General features: G+C 54.6%; 22 protein-coding genes. 8 read left to right on the top strand and 14 right to left on the bottom strand.

The annotated features are described in order from the left end of the window. Nucleotides 1-3: 3 nt before the first annotated feature. Together EPL00_RS22015 and EPL00_RS22010 are read right to left on the bottom strand one after the other, a co-directional pair. Nucleotides 4-1,032, bottom strand: a complete 1,029-nt coding sequence (locus EPL00_RS22015; protein WP_135855086.1) for a hypothetical protein — start codon at nt 1,030-1,032, stop codon at nt 4-6. Further along, nucleotides 1,029-1,733: a PIG-L deacetylase family protein gene (locus EPL00_RS22010; RefSeq protein WP_135855085.1), complete on the bottom strand. Its 705-nt coding sequence runs from the start codon at nt 1,731-1,733 to the stop codon at nt 1,029-1,031. The genes EPL00_RS22015 and EPL00_RS22010 overlap by 4 nt, the downstream gene beginning before the upstream one ends. Before the next feature lie 125 nt (nt 1,734-1,858). Between EPL00_RS22010 and EPL00_RS22005 the strand changes: the two genes are divergently transcribed. The 3 genes from EPL00_RS22005 to EPL00_RS21995 are packed head-to-tail and all read left to right on the top strand — an operon-like array spanning nt 1,859 to nt 4,633. Then, on the top strand, nt 1,859-2,896 hold the full coding sequence (locus EPL00_RS22005) for a Gfo/Idh/MocA family protein (protein WP_135855084.1): 1,038 nt from the start codon (nt 1,859-1,861) through the stop codon (nt 2,894-2,896). A 2-nt stretch (nt 2,897-2,898) separates the two neighbouring features. After that, on the top strand, nt 2,899-3,969 hold the full coding sequence (locus tag EPL00_RS22000) for a Gfo/Idh/MocA family protein (RefSeq protein ID WP_135855083.1): 1,071 nt from the start codon (nt 2,899-2,901) through the stop codon (nt 3,967-3,969). Between the two features lie 4 nt (nt 3,970-3,973). Further along, entirely contained in the window at nt 3,974-4,633 is a 660-nt protein-coding gene (locus tag EPL00_RS21995) for a hypothetical protein (RefSeq protein ID WP_135855082.1), read from the top strand. Nucleotides 4,634-4,821: 188 nt separating this feature from the next. Here the strand turns inward: EPL00_RS21995 and EPL00_RS21990 are convergent, their stop codons facing one another. From EPL00_RS21990 to EPL00_RS21975, 4 genes are all read right to left on the bottom strand, one after another. Continuing rightward, the gene (locus tag EPL00_RS21990) at nt 4,822-5,082 is read right to left on the bottom strand and encodes a hypothetical protein (RefSeq protein ID WP_135855081.1); all 261 of its coding nucleotides are present in this window, start codon (nt 5,080-5,082) and stop codon (nt 4,822-4,824) included. 857 nt (nt 5,083-5,939) lie between these two features. Beyond that, nucleotides 5,940-7,358, bottom strand: coding sequence for a DNA methyltransferase (locus tag EPL00_RS21985; RefSeq protein ID WP_202932744.1), 1,419 nt, complete (start codon nt 7,356-7,358; stop codon nt 5,940-5,942). Nucleotides 7,359-7,667: 309 nt separating this feature from the next. Next, nucleotides 7,668-8,339 (bottom strand): helix-turn-helix domain-containing protein, encoded by a 672-nt coding sequence (locus EPL00_RS21980; protein WP_135855080.1) that lies wholly within the window; start codon nt 8,337-8,339, stop codon nt 7,668-7,670. A 147-nt stretch (nt 8,340-8,486) separates the two neighbouring features. Further along, nucleotides 8,487-9,725 (bottom strand): RNA-guided endonuclease InsQ/TnpB family protein, encoded by a 1,239-nt coding sequence (locus tag EPL00_RS21975; protein WP_135855079.1) that lies wholly within the window; start codon nt 9,723-9,725, stop codon nt 8,487-8,489. Between the two features lie 881 nt (nt 9,726-10,606). Here EPL00_RS21975 and EPL00_RS21970 point away from each other — a divergent pair. Beyond that, entirely contained in the window at nt 10,607-11,794 is a 1,188-nt protein-coding gene (locus EPL00_RS21970; protein WP_135855078.1) for a hypothetical protein, read from the top strand. A gap of 30 nt (nt 11,795-11,824) precedes the next feature. Here EPL00_RS21970 and EPL00_RS21965 read toward each other — a convergent pair whose 3' ends face one another. After that, on the bottom strand, nt 11,825-13,099 hold the full coding sequence (locus tag EPL00_RS21965) for an RNA-guided endonuclease InsQ/TnpB family protein (RefSeq protein ID WP_135855077.1): 1,275 nt from the start codon (nt 13,097-13,099) through the stop codon (nt 11,825-11,827). Further along, nucleotides 13,096-13,476, bottom strand: coding sequence for an IS200/IS605 family transposase (tnpA, locus tag EPL00_RS21960; RefSeq protein ID WP_135855076.1), 381 nt, complete (start codon nt 13,474-13,476; stop codon nt 13,096-13,098). Before tnpA ends, EPL00_RS21965 begins: the two co-directional genes overlap by 4 nt. 355 nt (nt 13,477-13,831) lie before the next feature. Between tnpA and EPL00_RS21955 the strand changes: the two genes are divergently transcribed. After that, nucleotides 13,832-15,241 (top strand): response regulator, encoded by a 1,410-nt coding sequence (locus tag EPL00_RS21955; protein ID WP_162224308.1) that lies wholly within the window; start codon nt 13,832-13,834, stop codon nt 15,239-15,241. A gap of 128 nt (nt 15,242-15,369) precedes the next feature. Here EPL00_RS21955 and EPL00_RS21950 read toward each other — a convergent pair whose 3' ends face one another. Further along, the gene (locus EPL00_RS21950) at nt 15,370-16,791 is read right to left on the bottom strand and encodes an FAD-binding oxidoreductase (RefSeq protein WP_135855074.1); all 1,422 of its coding nucleotides are present in this window, start codon (nt 16,789-16,791) and stop codon (nt 15,370-15,372) included. 229 nt (nt 16,792-17,020) lie between these two features. Between EPL00_RS21950 and EPL00_RS21945 the strand changes: the two genes are divergently transcribed. From EPL00_RS21945 to EPL00_RS21935, 3 genes are all read left to right on the top strand, one after another. Continuing rightward, nucleotides 17,021-18,343: an RNA-guided endonuclease InsQ/TnpB family protein gene (locus EPL00_RS21945; protein WP_135855073.1), complete on the top strand. Its 1,323-nt coding sequence runs from the start codon at nt 17,021-17,023 to the stop codon at nt 18,341-18,343. Nucleotides 18,344-18,722: 379 nt separating this feature from the next. Continuing rightward, the gene (locus EPL00_RS21940) at nt 18,723-19,103 is read left to right on the top strand and encodes a hypothetical protein (RefSeq protein WP_135855072.1); all 381 of its coding nucleotides are present in this window, start codon (nt 18,723-18,725) and stop codon (nt 19,101-19,103) included. Next, a complete protein-coding gene (locus EPL00_RS21935; RefSeq protein ID WP_135855071.1) occupies nt 19,100-19,672 on the top strand; it encodes a hypothetical protein in 573 nt (190 codons plus the stop codon). Before EPL00_RS21940 ends, EPL00_RS21935 begins: the two co-directional genes overlap by 4 nt. 854 nt (nt 19,673-20,526) lie before the next feature. On the opposite strand, the gene EPL00_RS21930 is transcribed toward EPL00_RS21935, so the two are convergent. The 5 genes from EPL00_RS21930 to EPL00_RS21910 form a co-directional block, all read right to left on the bottom strand. Beyond that, complete coding sequence (locus EPL00_RS21930) at nt 20,527-21,093, bottom strand: response regulator (protein WP_135855070.1); 567 nt, start codon at nt 21,091-21,093, stop codon at nt 20,527-20,529. A 105-nt stretch (nt 21,094-21,198) separates the two neighbouring features. Continuing rightward, entirely contained in the window at nt 21,199-21,786 is a 588-nt protein-coding gene (locus EPL00_RS21925; protein WP_135855069.1) for a DUF7504 family protein, read from the bottom strand. A gap of 351 nt (nt 21,787-22,137) precedes the next feature. Further along, nucleotides 22,138-22,557, bottom strand: coding sequence for a hypothetical protein (locus tag EPL00_RS21920; protein ID WP_135855068.1), 420 nt, complete (start codon nt 22,555-22,557; stop codon nt 22,138-22,140). Beyond that, entirely contained in the window at nt 22,554-23,507 is a 954-nt protein-coding gene (locus tag EPL00_RS21915) for a ParA family protein (RefSeq protein WP_202932742.1), read from the bottom strand. Before EPL00_RS21915 ends, EPL00_RS21920 begins: the two co-directional genes overlap by 4 nt. A 1,436-nt stretch (nt 23,508-24,943) precedes the next feature. Next, a partial coding sequence (locus EPL00_RS21910) for an RNA-guided endonuclease TnpB family protein (RefSeq protein ID WP_162224307.1) occupies nt 24,944-25,664 on the bottom strand: 721 nt, incomplete at its 5' end.

Raw genomic sequence — 25,664 nt, 5'->3', positions numbered from 1 at the left:
CAGTCAGTTCGGGGACATGCTATCTGTGACTGTTTTCAGCGTGTCGAGGTAGGCCTCCCACACTTGGGCAGGGTTATCACAGGCGATGTCCGAGATTATCCGACACCCGTCCCAGCCCCACATAAAGACGCTGTCAACGCCACCTTCGAGTGCCGTTTCAGTTGCAGTACGGACCTCTGTAATTGTCGCGGGATCATCGTCGAGCTTGAATCCCTGTATCCAGATCTGGCTTCGGAGTCCGTAGTCAGCCGCCAGCGACGTGACTTTCTCAGTGTATTCACCGACGAATTCCTTGGCATCTTCCCCGTGACCAAACCAGTAGGGGTCGGTCGCAAATACATCGAGATTGTCGGCACGGGCGAGTCGTTCCCAATCGTCGATTCCCGATTCATGCCCAGAACCCGGAAGGAGACACACGGCGTTCTCGGAGCCGCCTTCACGTACTATCGCCATCATTTCCTGGAGGAAGTCGAGGAGTGACTCCTCTCGGAATGCCGCGACGTCATCCGGATCGCCGTTGGAAAGCTCAGCACCGTACTGGTGTTTGTACTGCTGGCGACACGCATCACAGTAACAAGCGCGTGCATCATCCGGATATGATTCCTCGTGCCAGCCGGGGATGAACCAGTGGGGTTCATCCCAGAACACCACGTCAGCGCCGATATTGACGGCGTCTTGCGTCCAGTCACGCATGAACTCCCGGAATTCGGGGTTGTTGAAACACGCTGCTGGGATGCGGTCACCCGACGAAAGGACTTGGCAGGCCTCGGGATTTCGACCGATGAATTCTGAAAGCGCCTCACCGCCGAAGACTCGTCCGACACCCCACGGATTCACGTACACGTCGAATCCGAGTTCGTGACTCGCATCGACGATTTCACTCATCGTCTCGTGATAATACAGCTGATCGCGCTCGCTGAACGTGTGAAGGACTGCGTTAAGCCCCTGGTCTTGCAATCGTTCAAGATCGGTTCGCACGTGTTCGGGATCACGAACGCCGAAGTAGCTGGTTCCGCATTCAGGCCGAGTCATTGTTCACCTAGGTAAGCGGTCGTCGTCTCGTGCATCGGCGCGAAACCTTCTGCGTATTGAGCGCCTGTTCGCTTCCCGAGTGTCCGTGCTTCTGCTCGAACTCCTTCGACGAGGCTATCGAACTCCGCGTCGATTCCTCCGTGTTCGTCAAGGAACTCAACCTGTGACTCATGGGCTTCGATTGCCGCCTCCTTGGTTGACTGGTACTGCGAGATGTCAACGAATACGGAGGGCTCGAACGACGAGGTTGGTTTACCAAAATAGTAGATGTTGTCCGGATCACAGGGCGGTTGGTCGATTTCGACAAGCGGAAGCGAAGCCATGTAGTAGGCGTCAGTCACAAGTCGCGATGTCGTCTGATGGTCCGGATGCATATCGTCGTCAAAATGTGTTATCAAGAGGTCCGGTGCGTGGCTGCGGATGCATTCGAGTACTCGAAGCCGGTTTTCTAGTGAATACGTAATTCGGCCGTCTTTGAACCCGAGAAACGTTGTCTCTGCGCCGAGTGTGGACGCTGCTTGCTCGGCTTCTTCCGTGCGTGTCTCAGCAACGTCACGCTGGGTAGTGTCGAAACCGCCATACTCTCCGCGAGTCATGTGCGCTATCGTGACGTCGTCACCTCTGTCAGCGTGTTTCGCGAGGGTGCCCCCGCAGAAAATGTCGGCATCATCCGGATGGGCAACGATTGCAAGTACCTCCATACGGTAACATCCGGCAGTTTGGGTATAAACCCATACGTAGATAGTAAATACAATCGTTGTGCTGACAGCTGTTTTGACTACTCACATCTATTCTTTTAGTGTCGGGGAACCCACCGAGAAACACTATGACTGTTAGAGTTGGTGCAATTGGACTGGGGACGCTCGGCCGGATCGAGTGTCGAGCATATACCGAGCTTGATGATGTAGAGTTCGTCGCAGGTGCTGACGTCAGCGCGGACGTGCGTGCGGAGTTCCGAGATACCTTCGACGTACCGGTCTACGAAGACTACCAAACCATGGTGTCGGAAACGGATCTCGATGCAGTCAATATTGTTACTCCACATACGCTCCATTACGACCAGACCATTGCGTGCTTGGACGCTGGGCTAAGCGTCTTCCTGGAGAAACCGATGGTGACGGACCTCGAACGCGCTCACTCGCTCGTCGAACGTGTGACGGATAGCGATCAACTGATTCAGGTCGGGTATCAGCGACATTTCGATCCCCGGTTCACTGAAATTCGGCGACTCATCGCTAATGGCGAAATTGGGCGACCACATACCGCAAACCTCTATCTCGGCCAGGATTGGATTGATGTCCACGAGGGGAGTTGGCGAACAAATCCCGAACTATCCGGTGGCGGACAACTGTACGATTCCGGATCGCACGCCCTTGACACACTGCTCTGGACGCTTGATGCTGAACCCCAAACGGTTGCAGCGGTTGCAGACGCTCAAACCCATGACGTCGATGTAAATAGCGCGCTAGCGATGACGCTCAAAACGACAGCCGGGAATGTCACGGCGAGTGTCTGCCTCTCAGGTGACGGAACGAACCCGGCACCGGAGGAAGGATTCATCGTCTTTGGGACTGACGGCCACCTCGTCTACGATACCCATGGTGTGACGGTCATCACCGGCGACGACCGCGAAACTCGAAGTATCGACGCGCCGGACTTTGAGACGCTCGTTGAACGGAAACTCGGTGCGTTCGTGGAGGCTGTCGAGACTGGAGAACCATCACCGGTTCCACCCGAGTACGGACGAAAGGTGACTGCCGTTACTGAAGCAGCCTACGAAGCGATTGAGACCGGTGAAACAGTTTCCGTTGCCTCCACGCCGAGAGAGCAATCAGACCCGGCTGACGCATCCCGAAACCACTGACCATGAGTGTACAGATTGGCTTCATCGGCGCAGGGTCGATTGCGGAGACGCACGCAGAAGCGCTCGCTCCACTTGATGTGGACATCGTCGCGGTTGCAGATGTCGATACTGAGACTCGGAGTGCGTTCGCTGAGGAGTACGATATCGGTGCGACGTACGAGGATTACCAGCGGATGCTTGACGAGGAGGCTCTTGATGGAGGGTTGGTTGCGGTGCCGAATCACCTGCACGCCGACTGTGCAGTTGCATGCCTTGAGGCAGGGATTCATGCGTTCGTGGAGAAACCGTTAGCGCATACGTTGGAGGCGGGGCGGAGAATTGCCCGTGCAGAGGCAAGTAGTAGTGCCACTGTCTTCGTCGGGTTCACGATGACGTTCAAACCGACTGTTGAGTCAGTTAAGCGCCGTGTTGACGACGATGAGTTCGGCGATATCTACGACGTCGGTATCGAATACGTCCGTCGGCGTGGAATTCCCCAACTTGGCAGCTGGTTTACCCAGAAGTCGAAAGCGGGCGGCGGCGCACTCATCGACTGTGGCGTGCATCTCCTTGCCCTCACGCTCTACATACTGGACTATCCAGAAATCTCAACGGTGAGCGCTACGACTGGTACGCGTTTCGGGGACGACCCCGAGTATACATACCTCAATATGTGGGGTGGCGACCCGACACCTGACAGGACGTGTACGGTCGAAGATACGGTGAAGGCACTCCTCCGTACTCGTGACGGCACGAGTATTCGGGTTGATTGTGCGTGGGCGAGTAATCGTGAGCCGCGTCGCTCAGTCCAACTACTCGGTGATGAAACAGGAACGACGCTCGGCATACACGAGGAAGACGCAACCCTGTTTACTACCGAGTACGGCGATATTGTAGAGAGTACGCTCCAAGTAGCCGACCAAGACCCGTTCCAAGCAGAATGGCAGTACTTTAACGGGGTAATCACTGGAGATCGAGCGCATACGAGGAATACGGTTGAGGAGGGGCTTGCAGTCCAACGCATCCTCGATGCAGTCTATCGGAGCGGTGACTGCGAAGCGGAAGTTTCACCACGACTGCCTACTGGCAAGTGAACACATGGCGCTCCCGGCAGCTGCACTCGAAACACCGCTTCGCCGAAGCATCAACGCCGCGTTTCACAACGCTATTGCAGCCCTCACCCTCTCGTTCGTTGGCACTCTTGCCCTGCTCCCACTCGTTACAATCGGGTTTGCTCTCCTCGGAGTCGTTCACGCAATGCGGGTCATTCTCGCACGAGGCTCACCGCATACGGCACGCCAAACTGTCGGGCTTTTCATCGACGGCGTTCGCACGCATTTGGTGCAGGGAGCCGGTCTTTCGGCACTTATTTGGTTACTTGTCGGGCTTGTCGGCGGCAACCTTTTGATGCTGACTGGAACAGTCCCATTCCTCGTCCGCTTAGTTGCCCTCCTGTCGTTGACAGCCGCTCTCATTGGGCTCTGTGCACTCCCGTATATCGTCGTCGTCACTGACGCGGCTGAATCGCTTAGAACGGGAGTCCGTGACGGGGTGGTGCTTGCGGTACAAAACCTCCGGTACACCATCCTCCTTGATCTCGTACTCGCGTCCCTTCTCGTTCTCGGAGTTCTGACAATGGTCGGTTGGGCGCTTATTGGGTTCGGATTCGCTGCCGTATTGACGCTCGTTGGAACGAATCTCCTCTATCAACAAGCCGGAGGTCGGTCAATTATCTCATATTCAGCTCCGGCAGAATAGAGTCGTCACGGCGGTATCACTCTCGTTCGGGAATGTCGGTCTTGGTGGGATTTCGAGTATTGGGTTGGGAACGCACACGGAAAGTGGCGGCGTCCATCGTTGGAGACCAAAAACTCCCACCGGTCGGGAGTCCTCCGCGTGAACGCGGAGGAGGATGTCACGTATAGCGAAGATGCATTCCCCCGAATTTAGGCGTCTCTATCCAACCCCGCTAACAGGTACTCGTCACGAATCTCCTTACGCAGTGATGGCCTGAGAAGCGTTTGCTCGAGAATGCATTGGACTTCTCTGACGGACTGCACGAGGTTATACCGGTCAACGACGTATGTTGCAAGTTCAGTAAGTGAACGGGAGGAGCCGATGAGCGCTTCCCGAGCCGCCAAGCGAGCGATCTGCAGGTCATGTTTTCCCCGCAAACAGAGCTCTCGGGCTTGCCAGTCGAGATCCATATCGGCCTGTCCACCATTGATCGCGTCGTGACACTGCCGACAGAGGAGAATCCCTGTATCTGGGTTCTTTCGCCAATGATGGTAATCCAGCCGCCGAGTCCCAATCTGGTCTCTCGTCCGCCGACAGAGCGGACAATGGACGCGCCAGTCCCAGCCCCATCGGACAGAGTAGTCGTCGAATAAATCCGAGAACTCTCGGGTTCGGGGACAGCCTTCAGCAGTCTCAATTCCGCGCCACAGATGAGACTCCCAATAGTGCTGTAGGAGGTTCCGAAGGGCATCCGTCGGCAACACGTCTGCGTAGCAGGCGTCAGTCGCGATTACGCTCCAGCGCCGCAGCGATTCCATCTCGCATGTCGGACAGGACGCCTCGAAATGACACAGATAGGCCGGTAATCCGTCGGGATAGGAATCAACGACGGTTCCACACCCTGGACAGAGGATGACGACTGGGCAGTTCCGAAGAGCGTCTCCTGTCTCAATGGCTTCGAGCACAGACGCTACTTGCGAAATCCCACTGTCGTCAGCCTCTGCTGATCGTTGGGAGACTTCGTCTAGCGATTCGAATCTTTCACATGGATCGGGGTCATCTCTGGTCATGGGTTTTCGCGAGCGAAACCCGGACAGGTGCGAGGACACCTGTCGCTCTTCGTGGCTTACCATCGGAGATGGACGCAGTGAACGCGGACTCGGATGTGTGTCCCGAGTTCTCCGGGTTTCGCTATCACACGTTGTCTACTGGACTAGGATAAAGCCTTGGACCAGCAACGCTTTCTATCGAAAATGTAGGCAGGCAAGACCCCTTCCTCAAGGAGTAACGTAGGGAGCGGCCGAGTCGCGTAGTAGGAAGAGGTAGTTCACGCGGTAGCCTCTGGGGCTCGCATGAGTAAGATGTATTCGCTCGCCATCAATTCATTTGTGACGCCGGGGAGGTTCTCCGGGGCGTTCTCCCACGGGAGCGTTTTATCGGGGATATCCCGTGCTAACGTAGTCTCGTGTGTGAACCCAAGATGATTGCAGAGTTCGAGCGTGATGAGGTGGGTCGGGATGGGGACTCGAGACATTGTTCGGTTGCCAACGACCCAGACGACGGGCTGGCCGGGTTTCACAACTCGTGCGACATCCTCTAGCACTGCGTAGAAGTCAGTGAAGAAATCAAGGGCGTCGTCGGCGCGTCCATCTTTCTTCCGGAGGCTGTCGAGTGTTTCCGCAAGTGTCGGCGACCACTGTTCGAGCGTGGGAAGCGGTTCAAGGATTTCGTTCTTGCCACCTAAGCCATCCTTGTCCACTTGTCGCATCTCCTCGTAGTCACGACCCCACGCGACGATGGCGGGATCTTGTGAATACTGACCATACGCAACGGTCGTGGCGTGATCACCGTATGGCGGCGACGTCAGCACGATATCGATGCTGTTCGGGTCGAGATGCTCGGCTTTCCGTGAATCGGTCTGCAAGACAGTGGTAGTACACGTGTGGGGCGCGATGGCAGTATACGTCCGCAGGGCGTCGATGGTCTCGCTGAGTTGGTCTGTGAAGATGTCGAACACATCGGGGTCATGGTCGTCGCGGTCCGCGTCGGCAATCCGATGGCGTTTGAACTCTCCGTTTCGCTGATAGCTGACTCGACGGGTTGTGTAGGCGAGCGCCACACGGAAGAGACGGATGATACCGTCACAGACGGGGGCGTCCGGGGTCTCGGCTTTGAGGACGGTGATCCGGTCGCGGATTTTACACAATTCGTACAGTTGCGGGTATGGAAACCAGCCTTCGCGAACGGCGGGTTTCTGGACTGCTATTTCGGCATCAGCGTGATGGCGCTCACGGACGTTTTGAAGCTCTGTTTGAAGACCGGTCAGGAGGCGATCTCGGAAGACTGTCAGCAAGGACGGGTCAAGCGGAATTGCGTTCGCCTGTGTGAGTTCACAGGCGAACGGGTTCACGTCATGCGAGAGACTGTTGAGTCCGGCGAGTCGTGCTTCGACGGCAGTGGTCCCGCTCCCGCTAAATGGATCATAGACCCAGTCTCCACGCGTGAGATCGCCAGTTAGTTGGAAGTACTGAAAGAGCGTACGGGGGATTTGGGGTGGCATTTGGGCGGGGTAGTTGTGAGGACCATGGACATGCTCGTCCGTGTCCGCATCGTTGAACGACCAGTCGATACAATGCAGCAGCGGAAACTCTACTTGAGGAGGCTGGCGAGATGCCGGACCGGACTTCATCGGTGTACTGTCTGCGAAATGGTCTGTGTCGGTCGTGGCGGTGGCTTCGTTGACCATATCGCCGCCTCGAACGGGCGATTTTAAATCTTTATGTTTTATTTTCAGATGAGGGAAAATTGCTCGTATGTCCAAAGAGTTTCCGATATAATATCGGGATTCAAAATACAAATCCTGGAGAGAAGACTTGGAAAACTTAATAGATTTGAGCCACCCACGGCTGACGCCGGGGGTTCTCCTGTATACGGATTTGAATCTCTGGGGAGTCGGGTTACTATCACTTGGAGGTGAAGACTGTAGTCAGATTCTTTCCACCCCTGAAGGGGGAGGGCTTCCTCCTCTCTAGAGGGTGCCCGTGCCCGGCGACGGCTAACTACCGTCTTTAGTTGCGAAGCAGTCGGCGGGAGTCCGAAGATCACCGTTCTGGTGATGATTGCGAGTATGATCGTCACGACGCTGGAGTTCAAGGTTTTCGGGCGTATTCTCGGCCTTCATCCCGTTTTTGTGGTGGACAACGTAGCCGCTGTTAAACAGTTTGTAAGGGTCTGCGCCATTTGCAAGAGCGACGAGAGTATGCAGGTTGAGAGATGTGTCGCCGATTTGAACACGTTGATAGCCTTGGGATGTCCAGTAACAACTAACGCCGTGGCCATGATCCACCTCGATATCGTGTTTCTGTAACCAGGTATTGATAGTTGAACGGTGGACGCCGCACATTTCGGCGATTTCACGTTCGGTGTGGCCGCGGTCCGTGTACGCGCGTTCAAGCCAGTCCGCGTTGAGATACCTCTTATCACCAGTTGGGTTAGCGGGGCGGCGTGCAATATCGTGTTTGTCGAGCCAGTTGAGGATTGTTTTATGGCTGACGCCGCAGACACGACCGAGCTCGCGGCTTGATTGTTGCGCGACGAGATAGTGATAGCGAAGCCAAGTCGAGTCGTGATAGGCCGGATTGGTTGTCGGTGCGGGCGCGATTTCAGGGTCGGTGTGTTCCGCCGTCGTCAGGAGTTCTGTGTCGGTAGTAGGTGTCGGAGCCGACATCTTATCACAATTTAATAATGTAGAAATTATAACTTTTACTATCGATAGTAGTTAACATGGAGGTTATAGAAGCGCATTAAGGATCAACTTTGTATATTGTAAGCTCCCACGCCCTGAAGGGCGTGGCATTCAGCATGGACTCCCGTTCTAACCGCTGAGAGCGGTCGGCGAATATTCGCCGTTCACGTTCATCATCCCGCTGTTCAAGCGCACGCCTACGGGTGCGCCTCCACGCCCAGACGTTTGCTGGTCGCGGAGATACTTCAGGCCAATATTCTTTGCGGCGTTGTAATCCGCGTGAACATCATACCCACACTTCAGACACCCGAACTCGTCCTGACCATTGGTGTGCGGACGATTATCCTCGTGGGTGAATCCACATTTTGAGCAACGTTGTCTCGTGTACGCCGGGTTAATCTGTGCCACCACAAGCCCCTCGGATTCCGCTTTGTACGTGACGTACTCGTACAGGCGGTGGAACGCCCACTTGTGAATCGCCTTCGCGTGCGGGAGGCGTTCGCGGATGCCTTTGAGTTGCTCGAACACGATGTGCGTACAGTCGTTTCCGAGAGCTTCTTCTACGAGTTCGTTCGAGATGGTATGGAGCATCTGCTCGAAACGCCCCGTTTGCTTTCGACCAACTCGCTGAACGTTCTCGTGTGCCCAACGAGTCCCAGTTCGTTGCAGGTCGCCTCGACGTTTCTCGTATTCTCGGTGCCAGTGGTTGAGTTCGCCGCCGCTCCAGAAGCGTCCGGTTGAGGTGGTTGCGATGTTTGTGATGCCGAGGTCAACACCAAGGACGGAGACGTGCTTGGCATCGCCTTGTTCGGCCTCCTCGTTCTCCCTGGCGGGCTTTGTCCGCACATGAAGGTAAAAACAGTCCTCAACCTCATCGTAGTGGAGCGTGGCTCCCTTCACGTCGTAGTCATCGTTGAACAGGTACGCCGAGTGTGGCGTCTCACGCTGTTCATCAGGGAGGACGAACTCTGTGGTAACTCGCCCGTCGATTGTGGCGAGGGTGGCGTGGTCGTCGTTGACGGTGACGGTTCTCGCGTCGTAGCTGGCGAACCGTGAGGTGAAGTGTGGCTTCGAGGCTTTCTTGCCGTCCTTCCATCGTTCGACACAGCCTTTGACGGCTTCTGCGGCTCGATTTCGTGCGGCTTGCACGAGGTTAGCCGGGAGCGGCGAGTCGTCTCGAACGTCGTAGTACGTTTGGTCGTGGAGTTTTTGTTTGCTGGTGATTTTCCAGTCGGGGTCCCACGCGACGTCTACGACGTAGTTGGCGGCGTCGAGGAAGTGGTCAGTTGTCTGGTGGAGGAGGTCAGCACTACTCTCGTCCACATCGAGTTTGATGGGCACGGTTCGAGTGCTTGTATCTTCCACCATCTGTACTTCATATGTAGTAGCCTGTATTTATAATAGTTCGGGGGTGGCGTGGGGGAGTCGGACTGCTATCGAACGTGGTTTGTGTCATCAAGTGTCGGCTTCCTCCCGCGCCTAAAGACGCGGGTTTCCGCCTTGCAGTCATTATGAGCGTGTCCCGCGGTGGGGCGAGCAAAGTCGGCCGGGGCAGTTGACTCCGCTCTGCAAATACAGGAGACTCTCTTCTTCATCCCGTGGCGAGTTCTCTCACAGCGGTAACAGCGCGGAAACCCACCTCTGAAGGGGTGGGTAGCTGGCGTACTGGCCTTCATGGCCTCGAACTGTCTTTGGAGTGACGAATCCAATACCTCATTCTAGTAGTCCGTCTTCATCAGTCCTCGTTACTGCCTCAACTCCGGATATTGCCGAGGTAGACGTCTTCTCCCGGTGATAAACGCCTGAAAACCGGATTGTGAAGGGTTAACACACGTAGGAATGAGCCACTGTTATTGTTGATTTCTCGGTTATTGCCGATTCGGGTCGTTTCGGCAATTTTCAGACGGTCCTGAATCAGGCGTTATTGCCGGAATCCGAGATCCACTCAGAAATTTCGAAGTCATGTCAAAGAGGGGTTGGTGGTATCCGGCAATACAGACGGGCGGTAAATAGAGGTGCGATAGGTTATTGCTGAGGATTTTGAGCTTTAAACGGGTGGGATAATAGGCCTGAGTCGGCTCTCTCCAATGGTTCGACGCAAAATGGCCGTGTGTGACGGTAATACTACTCCGAGCGTGCGGATTCTGGGATTATAGATTGCGATTTAGTTATTGCCGTACTTTCTCTCCTTTACGACCGTCAATAACGGAATAAATCCTTATTATGACACAAAATAAATAATAGAATAGATGACAGATAATTCTCGCTACCAACCGACGCTTACCGAAGATGGGCAAGGTACCCCCGACAAACCATATGTGCATCCTGACGCCCCGACAAACCTTCCCGACCTCTACGCAGACACCTTATGGCGCTGGGCACCCGACCGGATCACGAACGCCCAACACAAGCTGAACCAAACCGATTCCGCTAATCAATCTGCTATCAAAGAGATTGCCGCTGGCTTCCGATCTGATGCACCATTCGGCGAAAACGTTGTCCGGTTCCTGCAAGCAGTTACTCGCAGCCAATACAGCCGGACATACGCGGTGGAACTTCCAAGGACCGGTGCCCCGACGAACTCAGCGGGTCACCGACTTCTCGAAGGCCACGGCTGGTTGACAAACCTCTACGGACTCGATGACACGGCTCTCAATTGGCTTCTCGATAATGGCTTCATCGAGCGGCCGCGGATGAACGGCGAACCCCGTGAGAAAATCGGGAAACGCCGGTACTGGAGTCCGACGCCGAAAGCCCGGTGGCTGACCCCGATGCAGAGTAGCGCGTTCGTTCTCACACCTGATGGTACCTTCGAGTATAGTCTCACTGGGCCCGGCAAAGCAGACAGTATCGGAGAGAAAGTTGTCCACAAGGTCGGTGTCCGCGCCGCTGCAGCGTGGCTGCAGTATAATCTCGGAATCTCGGGAAGTGAGTTCCCCGCCTATGATTCGCTCGCTCTCAATGAAATCCAACTTCCAAAAGATTGGCAGGGGAGCCCGACTGCAACGTTCGATGTCGGCGTCGCCGACGCAGGGGAGCCGCAACTGGCTGTCGAGGTCAAGACAACTGTGGAGGGTGGCGGTCGGAATATTGTCGGCCGCGACGACCGGTTTTCATCGGCTGACCGGATGCAGGCGGTTGCCGGCCAGCCAACCAAGGTCTGGATTGCGGCAAATCAGTCCGTTGCGGCCGACCTGATCAATACCCTGCGAGAACATGACTATCTCACGTTTCCCGCTCAGATTGGACCGATGACGACGCATAGCATCGGAACGATGAATGCGTATCTGACGCGTAATGAAACTCGGAGTGACACGATCGACCGACTCGACACGCTTGAAGGCCTGCTCCGGAAATTACGGACGACGGACGCGACCACTGGCCTGTTACAGTCTGACGTGCCGGACGGCGTCACGTTGACATCCTCCCCGCGCTGAAGCGCGAGGATTCCTCCAGTGGGGGTTCGGCTACCGACCCACGGAGGCAACTTGCGGGTTTGTGCGCACTTCTTTGGGACTTTCGTGAGGGTGTGGTTTCCCCGACCAGTCCTGGTCGTCCCACTCGAATCGCACGGGCCGTGCCATCGGCCTGATTTCGCACTCGCTGTTTTCTTGAAGGAACGTCTCTGACGCCGTGAGGTCGGCGTGCCCCTCGAAGCCACACGGACACGTCAGCGTATCCTCGTGGCGAACCGTCTTCTCGTGGTCGCCACACTCGGGACACGTCTGACTCGTCCACGCTTCCGACTCGGCTTCGAGGCTGATGCCGTATTCCTCACAAACGCACGCGAGACGGTGGGTGAACTTCTTGAACGCCCAGAAGTTGTGCGTCTTCTCGTTCACCCTGACCGACCAGTGCGTTTCCAGTACGTCGGTCAAGTCGCCCACGTACACCGTCGCCACGCCCTCGTCGTACAGCCGTTCAACGAGGTCGCGCACCAGCGCGTTCTGTGCGTGGTCACGACGACGTGTCCGCTGTCGGTACAGCCGTCGAATCCGCTTGGAACTGTAGCGTCCCTCTCGAAGTTTCGACTGGAGGCGGGCGATTTCGTCGGTCGTCTCGCGGAACCGTCCGAACAACTCCCGACCGTCGTAGAGGTATTGGGAACCAGTCGTCGTGGAACAGGCCACGAGATTGTTCGCGCCAACGTCGAGGGCGGCTTCTTCGGAAGCCAGTGGTGAATCCAGTCGAGAATCAGGGACGGTGACTGGTTGAAAAGCCCTGAACGTGTCGCTCACCTCGTCGTACTCGAGTTCTAGACGACCCTGTTTGCCGTCCCACTTCGGGTTGCCTCGAACTTCGAGGCGGAGTCGTTCGTGGTAGCCGAGTCCGTATTCGTCTTTCAGTTCTTGCCCGACAGGGATTTCGAGACGGCTACGCTTGCCCCACTGAATCGTGTACTGGTTGTTTCGGATGTAGGTACGGAGTTCGCGTCCGTCTTCCTCGTTGCCCCAGTACGACGGCGGGTTGGCGTACTCGCCCTTTTCCTTGAGGGCGAAGAACGACCGCCACGCTTCGCTGTTCTTGCGCGTGACCTGTTGAACGTTCGCACTTCCGACGACACCGTTGTAGCGTCCTCGGTACTCGGAGGTGTCCCATACGTCGCCGTCCCCAAAGTAGTTCTGACGACGTTCGTAGGTGAGTTCGTTCCACAGAGATGCGGAGGCGTCGAGTAGCCGTAGGAAACACTCTTTGTCGTTCTCGGTCTGTGGAACCACCTCGAAGGTGTTGACGCGCTTCATTCGTCGCCACCTTCCTGTTCAGCGATGTACTGTTCGACAGCGCCCTTCGAGACGCTTCCCGCCGTACCAACGTAGTACGAACGAGTCCACTTCACGCGGTCGTCGTAGCGTTGGTTGTACTTGCGGGCGGAGATGCCCTTGACCCAGTTGACGATGAGTGACGGGGCGTTCTTCGGTGGACTTCCGATGAACAGGTGTACGTGGTCGGGCATGACCTCGGACTCGGCCAGTTCGAGGTCTTTGTCCGCACAGATTTCCGCGAAGATGGTTTCGAGACGTTCCATCGTCTCCCCCGTCAGGTGCGAACGCTGATATTTCGGCACGAACACTATGTGGTAGTAGAGTTCGTATTTCGCGTGACGGGTACTCTTTACCATCTATGTATACTATCATTGTCGGTCGGCTTAAAGATTGCGTTGGAACCCCGTCTGTGCCATCGTCGGCAGTTGCATACTGTTAGTCGGCTTCATCCCCGCCCTGAAGGGCGAGGCTTTCGCCTTGAATTTTCCGTAACCGTACGACGGCCCCGAATTTCTGTTTGGTCATCGCGTTGACCGTCTCGTTCATATTCCGTCGATGGTAAAGGTCACTGTTCAGCCGTTCATTTCTCACCTTCTAGAGCGGAGTAAACTCTCGACGCTTGATGACCGAGCGAATTTATCTATGGGCTATCTACTTGACATAAATCGTAGCAGTCGTCAGCTATATGCACTGGTACTAACAAAACGCGCTATGGCTGCCAGCAGACAAACCCCGGTTCAGGTGCTATGCATCGACGATGAACCAGATCTGGGCGAACTGATTAAGACGTTTCTGGAGCAGGAAACTGATCGTATTCACGTCCATGCAGAGTCCAGTGGCCCCGACGCGCTTGAGTTCTTCGAGGCTAACTCGGTCGACGCGATTGTCAGCGATTTTGATATGCCTGAGCTGACTGGTCTTGACGTCCTGGAATCCGTCCGGAACGTCGACCCGGATCTCCCGTTTATTTTATATACTGGGAAGGGAAGTGAGGAGATTGCAAGTAAGGCTATTTCTCATGGCGTAACCGAGTACATGCAGAAGGAGACGGGTACCGACCAATACGCTGTGTTAGCGAATCGGATACTGAACGCCGTCGACCGCTATCGAGCAGAACAACAACTTGAAGAGGAGCGTACCCGGTTCCAGGCGGTGTTCGAACAGGCGTCCGATGCGATGATACTCGCCAACGACGACGGCACCTATGTAGACGTCAATTCAGCAGCTTGTGACCTCTTCGACCTGACTGAGACCGAGTTACTGGGCAAGACGGCTGCCGACTTCACGTATGAGGAGTTCGATTTCGAGGCGGCGTGGGCCTCGTTTCAAAAGGTCGAAAAAGAGCGAGGACTCTTCCCCGTCGAACGACCGGACGGCACGGTCAGGGTCGCGGAATACGCTGCGAGTACGAATATCCTTCCCGGCATGCATCTATCTGTTCTCCGAGACATCACTGAGCAGCGGGAGTCAGAACGCGAGATATATCGCGAAAAGGAACGGCTGGATGAGTTTGCTGGCGTTCTCTCGCATGACTTGAAAAATCCGGTTCAAGTAATGAAGGGTCGTCTCGAACTGCTCGCAACCGGGATCGACTCCGATCAACAGACCGACCACCTCAACACAGCCATGAATGCGTTGGGCCGAATTGAACACGTAATTGAGGACGTCCTCACTATCTCCCGTTCAAATAATGGTGTGCTTGACACGACCGAGGTGGCGGTCTCAGAGATGGCCGAGCACGTCTGGACGCAGGTCAGCAAAGGCACCGCAAGCGCCAAAATTGAAGCTGGAATTGTCGTCACAGCAAATGAATCACATGTTGAGCGCCTGTTGACGAACCTGTTTCGCAATACAATTGAACACGGGGGCGACACCGTCGCGATTCAAGTTGGCGATCTCGATAGTGGGGAGGGATTCTTTGTTGAAGACGACGGGCCGGGAATCCCGGCCGAGGAGCGGGAGGAAGTCTTTGACTGGAAACACTCGACAAAAGAGGGCGGAACTGGCATCGGTTTGAAGAGCGTCGCTCAAATAATCGATTCGGAGGGTTGGAATATCTCGATTACCGAAGGAGCGGATGGTGGCGCTCGGTTCGAAATTTCTGACGTCGAAATCGCCTAGGAAGCCGTTCGTTCTCAGAGAGTTCCTTCAGAATGTGCTACCGATGCGGACGCACGTCTGGCCATCTTCGCGTCAAAATAAGAGATGAAGCAGACGTTCGGGAAACCCGAACTCCTCGAAATTAACGGTTAGTCAATCTCCGACGGAACGACATTGACGTTCGTGTCGAACGAGTTCCCGGTGTCGTACTTTGCTTTGATTTCGGCTAGTCGATCAACGTTCTCCCCATAGACCCGGTCAGTGAAGTCTTCACTGTCCTGGTCGCTCACGCCCGTGAAGCCGCCATAGGCACCGACACCACCAACTTCTCGGAATACTTCGTCACCAGTACGTGCCCACTCGAGATTTGCGTCGTTACCACCGTCTTCCCAGTTCGCTTCAACCGTAATCAGATACTCCTTATCTCGCCATGGGTATGCCGTTTCATCGTTTGCTACGTCAGCAATTGCACCACCAAGATGCCAAATTCCAATTCCGGATAGGGAGGACGGAGCTTCTTCTGCATGGTCGACCACGAGATCGAGAATCTCATCAGAGAGATGCTCTACGTACACCGACCGGTGACAGTAGTTCCGTCCGTCAGGGAACAGTTGCGTACCAAGTTCGTGAAGCATCAGGTACGGCATCGGCTCACTCATGTCAAGCAGCGGTTCTGTAATCTCACGGAATGGCTGAATCGCCTCCTGCCCGGCCTCCATGTCGTCCCCTGCATAGCAGCCCATGATAGAGACCGCCTCCTCGCCAACAAGCTCGTCAGGCATCGGCGGAAGATCCGGAACGTGGCTGTTGAGCGCAAGAGTCGTCAGTTCATCCGGAGCGTCCTGCGAAAGTTCACGGTATGTTTTGAGAACGGTGTGGGCTTCGTCACCGGGATAGAACACCCCGAGGGCAGGGACGACGGGACCGACCTCAGAGAGATCGAACTTGAAGGAGGTGACGATGCCGAAATTGCCGCCCCCACCTCGCATGGCCCAGAACAGGTCCTCGTTCTGCTTGGGGCTTGCGTGGACGAGGTCGCCGTCTGGCGTCACCACGTCAACGGAACGGAGGGCATCGATGCCGAGACCATGCTTACGGCGAATCCAGCCAATGCCGCCACCGAGTGTGGAACCGGGAATGCCGACATCAGCGGCACTTCCGGTCGGGGTGGCAAGGCCGTAGTGCTGCGTCTCCATGAGAACATCGCGGGCACGGCAGCCGGGTTCGACCCGAGCAACTTGCTCGGCAGGGTCAACGTGGACGCTGGTCATCTCAGACAAGTCGATAACAAGCCCGTCGTCGACGAGTGAACTGCCAGATTGATGATGGCCGCCACCGCGAACTGAGAACTCAATATTGTGTTCGGTCGTGAACTCCACACTTTTCGCTACATCTGCTGCCCCCTGACATTGGACGATTGCGGTCGGATGCTTGTCAACCAAGCCGTTCCAAATCTCACGGACATCATCGTAGTTCTCTGCGTCAGAGAACACAATGTCCCCACGAATGGACTCAGCAAACTCATCAAATGCGTCGGGACTGACTAACTTTAACTCAGCTTCTGCTGACATTATACTGGTAACTAATGATTTTTGACCAATAGTATTTCTGGTTGTGGCAATCTCAGGATATTCTAGACTGTATTATAAAGTTCAAGGAGAATACCCGCGCCTTTAGGCGCGGGATGAATCCGACAACTCTTCAACAATCCACAGTCGATGGCAGGGCTGGATATTCCACTGTCCTCAACCCATGCCTTTACAAGAGACGTGAGTATAAGTGATTATACAGACGTTCAGAATGCTGGAAGTCCACCGCACCCACCGAGCGAAAATCCTCAACCACGGACAAGTAGAGGACTCGCTCGACCGGCACGGGTGGAGTGCCAGCAAACTCTGGAACGTTGCAAACTACCACTCCCGCCAAGTGTGGGAGGAAACGGGCGAAATCCCTGACCACGGCGACCTCAAAGGCGAGTTGAAAGGTCATTCAAAGTACAAGGGACTGCATAGTCAGTCCAGTCAGCGCGTTCTGGAGGAACTCGCTGAAGCCTTCAACTCGTGGTACGGCAAGAGGAAGTCTGATAGTCGAGCGAATCCGCCCGGCTACCGCAAGAAAAACTACTACGACGACGATGGAAACCGCGTCCACGAAGAACACCCTCGCAGTACGGTGACGTGGAAGCAAAACGGCATCAAACACGACTCGAAGAACAACCGTGTTCGCCTGTCTAAAGGCGCGAATCACAAGGAACACCCGAAAGCATGGGAGTACATCCTTGTCGAATACGAAACTCGTCCCGGTGTCTCGATTGAGAACCTACAACAGGTCAGAGCGGTCTATGACCAGTCGAAGGGGCGGTGGGAACTCCATCTCGTCTGCAAATACGAAATCGAGACGCCCAACGCACCCGGCAACGAAACGGCGGGTATCGACCTCGGCATCTGCAGCTTCGCGGCGGTCGCGTACAGCACTGAACAAGCCGATCTGTACCCCGGCAACCGCCTGAAACAGGATGGCTACTACTTCCCGAAAGAAATCGCCAAGTGTGACGACTCAGGTGGTGAGCGAGCCACTCGTCTCCACGCAAAGTGGTCAGAGCGTCGCACGCACTTCTTCCACTCCTTAGCGAAACACATCGTTGAGCGGTGTGGAGAGCAAGAAGTTGGTCGCATCAACGTTGGGAAACTCGCTGGCGTCCGCGAAGACGAGAACGGAGAGTCGAAGAACTGGGGTAAACACGGGAACCTCGACCTACATGGGTGGGCGTTCGACCGGTTCACCAACATCCTCGAATACAAGGCGAAAGTCGAGGGAATCGAAGTCGTAGAGGTGTCTGAGCGCGACACGAGCAAGACGTGTTGCGTGTGCGGTAGGGAAGACGATAGTCAGCGTGTCGAACGTGGTCTCTACGTCTGTGAGGCGCACGACGATGCGTTCAACGCTGACGTGAATGGGGCAGAGAACATCCGTCTCAACATCAACGGCGAAAGTAACTCCGAGTCTGCGTCCGATTTGGACAACGATAGGAGTACCGGCTGGTTGGCACAGCCATCAGTCTACCTTCATGACTTGTCCAGCGGATTCCAACCGCAGGAACAAGTGGTGGACTGCAAACCCTAATATCCTAAACGCGGTTGGGATTCCTCCGCGTTCACGCGGAGGAGGATGTCAATTGTTGTAGTGAATGGCATTCTTCAGACACTCCGGAGGTGTGCCATACAATCAGGCGGGTTTGGAGTTCTATTTACAAAACCGCAAACTGGATAACAATTAAGAAGGATGAGATACCAGATCTCGACAAATACGTCCTCCATGTAGAAGTAGCGTGAGCGAAATTTCCCCACACGAATACTGTGAAACACATGATAGGGGGTGTCCCCAGCATACAATGGAGGACTGAGGAAGCCCTTCTTACCCTCGGCCTTCCCCATTCTTCGTGTGCAAACTGTGTGCATCAGGCAAAACGATTATCAGTCTGTGTGCAAAACATGCACACAAGATGAGCGCAAGTGACGACCCGCGACGAGTCCACTTCAAATCCCCAGAATACCTCGTCGACCGCCTCGATGCCATTGCGGACCTCTTCGACAAAGACCGAACGGACCTCCTCGTCGACGCCATCCGAGAGTACATCGAAGACACTGCCGAAAGCGAGACATTCCAAGAGTTGGTCGCGACGAAGTACTACGACGACCAACTGGAGTTCGAAACCGTGAAGCAACTAGTCGGAGCTGAAACCGCCCAACGGCTTCGACTCCTTAAAGCTGATCTCGAAAGCGAACCGCTCGACCTCGCCCCGCCCGAAGACACCGACATCTACGATGGGGATGCCACGACGGCCTCTGCCGCGGATCCAGCCGACGACGTTGACGAACGATGAGCAGTAGGACACAGCTCCGAACCGTCGTTGCTGACACGAGCGCGCTCGTAAGTCTCGCTGTTCCTCGTGCCGATACTGACTACGACACCGATGCTAACCCCGACCCGCTTCAGTATCTTCTCACATCTTGTGACGTCTTCGCCCCACCAGAAGTCGTCACCGAACTCCGTGATATTGCGCAGTATCAGGACATCCACGGCGCAGCAGCCAGTAACGTCCTCGCCGCACGTGACCACTATACCGTCGAGGATCCGTATCAGCGAGCAGAAACACCAGACTCGCGGCCGACGTTTGGACTTGACGACGGTGAAACCGACGGTATCGTTCTTGCAAACGCACTTACGGTCGACGGATTCCTAACTGACGAGTTCGGCGGCACCAATTTCGCACTCGTCCATGCCTCGCTACAGGGACCTCGCATCGTGCCAACACCTCGACTCATCTGTGACTACGCTCGCGATGGACACATGACCCCCGAGAACGCACGGACAGTCATTACTGCAATTAGCTCGCATCGCAGTTGGGAGAACAGTCCATACGTTACCCAGTTGCTTGATTTGTTGGAGTAGCAGACATCGTACTGAAAGTTGGACACACTACTCTCACTAAACTAATCCAATATGTTTCCAGGAGGAGGATATCACACCGGGACAGAGACATCGCTTTTCATGAACTGGGTGAACGTCTGGGTACCAGGGTAAAATATTGACATTCACGCACGCGTATCCCTGTAGGGACCACGCGAACTGAATACTTCGCTGGCGAGAGACGCGGGATTTCTCTCGGCCCACTTACTCCGTCCAAGGTAAAGGGCCTCTCTGAGAGAACTTCACTAATCGGCGACTACACCGCCTCCGTCGATTCGACGCCGACGGCGAGTCGATCAGCAAGCCCACGACGGCAGTCGTGGGTCACTAACTTTCCCCATAGGGATCTCCGACTTGTAGGATTTTCCAGTCCGTGCGATTCGCGCGAATTGTACGAATCTCGAGCATCGATAAAGCATGTTAGGTAGAGTGGAAGTCAGATACATAATATATATATTTTAAAATATCGGTTTGAGGACAGTGGAGAGCTTAATCGGGAATGTCTTCCCATGAGCATCGTTCAATGCTGTATCCGCTACACTCCGGACAGGCCTGCCGCTGAAGTTCAAAGCGTGCTCCACATGATGTACATTTGTAGGTTAGTGTGTCGGCCTGAGTGTTGTTTCCCCACCATGAGATAAGCTCGGACAATATCATGATTAAGACCAATACGATATTCATTATATCTATTTCGTGCTAGGCGAAAGTGGTCTTTGTGAACAGACACCTAGCGAATGCGCACTTTCTCCGATTACAACTAGTTCCTCAACAATCGGAACGAATAACATTCGGATAGAAACACAGGAAATCAATTTCAGCTGGAATAGAGATGATATTCAGTCAATATGGCGAAAAGCTGCGATAAAATCCTGAGCTGTGAAATCCTTGATGAGGAGTTGGACTTCGTTTTGTAACTCGTTAATTTGCTTTTGTAAGCACTCGAAGTCGGGATTGTCGGCGAGTTCTTCGGATTCCTTCGCTGCTTGAAGCGTTGCTTGCTTCGATATGAGGGCTGCATATTCCTGTATTTGGTCACTATATCGTGTACGCGCAAGGAGTGACTCAACGAGGCTGTGGAGGGTCGTTTCGGTAGTGGGTTTCTCGAGGTAGTCATCAAAGCCAAGATCAAGAATATCAAAATCTGGTTCAATACTGGTCACGAGCGCTACCTGACATTCGAGTCCCCGGTTCTGGATTTTTGTAAGAATATCCTTACCCGATAGTCTGGGCATTCGACGGTCAAGGAGGACAATGTCGACGGTCTCATCGAGACGGTTGAGTGCGTCTTCGCCATCGTAAGCAGTATAGACGTCGTAGGTTGGGGTAAGCCATTCGCTATAGAGATCGGCTAAATCCCGGTTGTCATCGACCACTAAGATCGTGATTGAAGACGATTCTTCCATTTTCTATACTTATTCTGATTTAATGAAATAGCCTCTAATATAACTTTGTATCAAACAGACTCCGTTCTAGTGACTCTCCCCACGACTTGAGTCGTGTGGAGGATGTCAACCTTTGTGCTCAAGAACAGTATCAAATAGACCGGTGATGAGAGCCACTGTTTGGTCGTCGTGTGCATCCGGAGTTATCTGATAGCAGGCACGGGCATTTGCCGTTTTGACGCGTCCAACGACGGTATGCAGAAAACGAAATGCTGTTTGTACATTCTCGGTGTATTGGAGGAGAGCAGTCAACGAATCAAAGCAAACACACGTTTGATACGGATTCTCATCCCAATCTGAGATATATTCGCTAATCGTGATACCGAGATCAGTCAAGTTGCGGGGATTCGCTACGGTCTCAATAACACTCGGCGAATGTGACGGCGAATCAGACGCGCTAGCTGTGGTCGCCGACCGAGTGGTTTCCCCAACTCGAATGATGCCGAGGTGAGCTGGCGACTCGCCAGCATAATCAAGCCATGTGCGTAACCACTCGTCTGCCGATCTGATATAAGAAATGACGAGAACGTTTGTTTCTCTAGGTGGCGTTTGCGTTAGAAATCCGAGAGTGGCGGCATCTCCTTTATCGTCAAGCGGAGGAACATGAACGAGCACATTTTTATCGCCAGTATCGCCTTCTGTATGGTTACGCATCGGACGGTCAATGTGACCTGGCAAAACAAGAAACTTAAATTAGTCGATTTGATCTATGACGGCTAATCTTCTTAATGCACTGTAACGGGTTTATATTTCGATATTAGAATCGAAGTAATCTGGGGACCAACCGAAGCAGTTCGGGTCTAATATCTTGTCGTCTCTGAGAAAATCCAGGAACAAGAGTATCCATCCGAATCGTACGAGTCGTACGAATCTTACGAACTCTACAAATCGAGCGAATCGTACGAATTGCACGGACCGCTATAGTCCACACGCTAACTTAGTCAATATCAAAGATTCTGATGCGGAAAATCGATATGCACCGAGATTAGGTCTTCGCAATCAACCCTATATTGTTTCTGAGTCTTCTGTCTCGTCTACGTCAATACCGCGTTCGTTGAGAATGTACTCGGCGAGTTTCTCAGGATTGTCAGCGGCGAGTCGGACGGCAGCGTCATGGACTTCTCGGGTCGGGACTTTCCGCACTCCGTGTTCACGGAGTAGTCGTGTCGCGTCCAAGTCTTTCGCGTCCTCGAACGCTTCCATCGTTTCCTCACGGACGTAGAAGCTTTCACGGAGGTTGTCTCCGAATTCGAATGCGGGGGTCTTACGAGGGTCCTTTTCGGAGTGCTCCTCGTCACCTGCGTTTTCGTCCGCGTCGTGGTCTATACTGGCCGCTGAGTCCGTGTCAGTTGTCTCGGCTGGCTCGCGTGTGGTCTCGTCTGTGGCTTCATTGTCGGCCTCTTGTCCGAGGTCAAATCCCGTCATTGCTGGATGCCTCCCTGTTCGACGATATCGGCAAGTGATTCAAATGGCTGTATCTGGCTGCAGTCGGGGTCGTAGGCGGTCACTGGTTTCCGCGCTTCGTAGGCGTCACCGAACGATCCAGCGTGGCGAATCGGGACTTTCGGCGGGTCACGCTCCCCGTTGTCAATTGCTTTCCAGTCGTCTTCTGTGAGACGAGCGAACGGCGGGATATGGTCGTCAAGCACGTCCTCAATCGTCACGCCGTCGGGGAGGGTTCCTGCATCGGGGTCTGCGCCACGACCGGCGAGTAGGTAGGCTGCAAACTGCTCTTGGGTGTTCATCGCTTCCAGTAAGCGTCGGTCTTTTGTCTGTTGGTCGATTCGGCGCTGTAAGTCGTTTGGCACGACGGCGAGGAGTTCGAAGTCGATGGCATCTCGGATTTCTCCGATTAGTTTTTTTGCGGTTTCTCGGAGTCCGTTCAGCGCTTCGGGCACTGGCTTTAACGGAAGAATGGCGTTCGGAGCGGCGACAACAGCGTTGTTCACGAGTTTGTTGCGGCTTCCGGGGATGTCGAAGAGGATGTAGTCATACGTGTCACCGAGGAGGGGTTCGACGAGCTCCTGTTTGAGTTTCATGTCCGATGCGAGTACGGAGTCACGAGCGAGGTTCTCGGTTACGGTTTCGAGATTCAATGACGGCAGGAAATCGAATCCGTAGCCGGGGTGTTTGATGATGTCTTCGGGTGGAGTCTCATCGAGAAGGACATCGTCGAGATCGGTTGCTGTTTCGTCTTCGCGTGTGTAATAGCCGAGGCCTGTCGAGAGGTGACCGGCGGGGTCAAGGTCGACGACGAGTACGTTGTGGTCGCGCCGGTCACCGAGGACTCCTCCAAGGGTGTTTGCGAAGATGCTCTTTCCGAAGCCGCCTTTCAACATCGGGAAGCAGACAGCGCGTGGTTCAGGTTGACTCATTGATAGTTGTATCCCTCTATTCGAAGTGCGCGAACTCTTGGACTCAGACAGTTCGTGTGAACTCTCCAACCCGCACGATTCGTGCGAACTTCGCGACCGGTACAAATCGGGGGGTTCGTTCGAGTCGTGCGACGCCCACACTTCGTTGGTAGCACAGTCGGACCCACTCATGGAGCCGATAAAAACATTTCGCGAAGTTCGCACGAGCTTAACGATTTGTATACTTCGTGCGAATTCCATACACCACACGAAGTATACGAATCGCAATACTCGCTCGTTCAGGCCTGAGACAGCACATGTTTTCTTTAGAGACCTGACACTCAGATGGGCCCCGCCGCGATCTCGCACGAACTGTGAGAATCGCACGAATCGTATACATCGATGGAACGACACGATTCATGTGAATTGGAATCTCCCTCTGCCAGGAATAGCGCTTACACGGCTCTTAAAGACCGTACGGACTGTACGAGTTGCACAGTTCGTACGGTCTTAGCGGCGTCTGCGATTCGTGAAACCCGTAAGGTTTGTCGTAAATATGATTCCAATAGGATTCTTGCATTTCCTGCGAATCGTACGAATCTTATAGTTCGTAGACCTCGGGGAACTCGTACAATTCGGGAACGTCGTAGACTTCCACGCGATATCAAACAACTGAACGAATCCTACAGCTCCTACGAATCGTGCGAATCGCACAGCCCCCAAAGCTCGAGCAACTTAGCCGATTCATGGAAAGCGCACAACTCCCACGAGCTTTAGAAATTCTTGATCTGGAATCCAATATTCGGGTACGCTGAGGAGCGCGAACTCGACTTCGTCTGGCAGGCTCCGCAACCGGACGCGGCACGAATTTTTGGATTCCACTCCGCATTCACCCGGACAGGAATCGCTGTGGTTCGACTTGCTAGGTAAGGATACAACGGTAGGCGAACTGCGGTTACAGCAAAACCGCACGTCGTGAGAGTTGCACGTCACCGCGCCGATACGCGGTCAAAGAGCCGGACGATTCGGACAAACACGATGAGACATACATCGGTTCAACGTTTGTGAGAGCGCATTGACGACGAGCAGTCCTCGAACGCGACGTCCTACGGAAGTCCATGTTCGTCAGCTACAGGTGGGTGCAACACCTCTTCAAAGAGATCTTCACCACACTCCGGCGGCTCCAATCTCGTGAGGCCGCCGCGTGGCGCGTAGACGAATGATTTGACTCTACCAGAACAACTGACCAATCTTGTTGAGAAAGCGTCTCAGAAAGCTGTTGAGTACGCATAACGGTTCGAGAATTGGGTTAGCGTTTTGGAGGACTTGACGGATAGCCGTGAGCAGTTGGACTCCGGTCGGTTCATGAACCGCTGGTTGCACGCATGGGTGTTTGCTCGGATGTGACATCCTCCTCGCCGTAAACGGCGAGGCTTCCCACGCATGGGGAATACCAGTTAGTCGTCGCTGGCAGAGGGTTTCGACTCTTCGGAGGCCGTGAGCGTCATCTGCGCGGGTGCGCTCTTCTCACGGTGAGTCGTGGCGGTGTCACAACCGCTCCCATCCCGAGGTGAGTCATCGCGTTCCGCCTTGTCAAGCGGGACGCTCTCTCCCCACGGGTCAATCCGTCGTGCGATGTTCGCGGAAGCGTTGATGTCGGCCTGAAACGTCGAAACGTGGCAGTCGTCGTTCGGACACCGGAACTCGGCTTGGGAGTCCCGTCGACCGATACGGTGGCACGAGTGGCACGTCTGCGACGTGTACGCCGGGTTCACATACTCGACAGGGATGCCTGCTTCCGTCGCCTTGTCCTCGATACGCCCTTGGAGTCGGGCGAACGCCCACGAGTGAAGCCGACGGTTCATGTACTTCCCGTAGTCGAACCGTTCACGGATGTACGTCAAATCCTCCATCACCAACACCGGGTTATCGAACCGTTTGGCGTACTCGACGGCCTGTCGAGACGCTTTCTCCACGATGTCGGTGAGCGCGTTCTGGTAGTGCGAGAAGCGGTCTTCAATCCGCCACTCGGATGCGTCACGCTCTTGGAATCGTTTCAGGGTTGTGTGCATCTCTTTGCGGAGATGCTTCGCTCTGCTTCCGCTACACACGAACGGGTCAGTCGGAGAACCATCCTTGAGGGCACAGCCCGTGATGAGGGCGGTTTCTCCGATGTCT

The organism is Halorussus salinus (assembly GCF_004765815.2).
GTDB lineage: Archaea > Halobacteriota > Halobacteria > Halobacteriales > Haladaptataceae > Halorussus > Halorussus salinus.
This window is presented reverse-complemented; position numbering and strand designations above follow the sequence as displayed.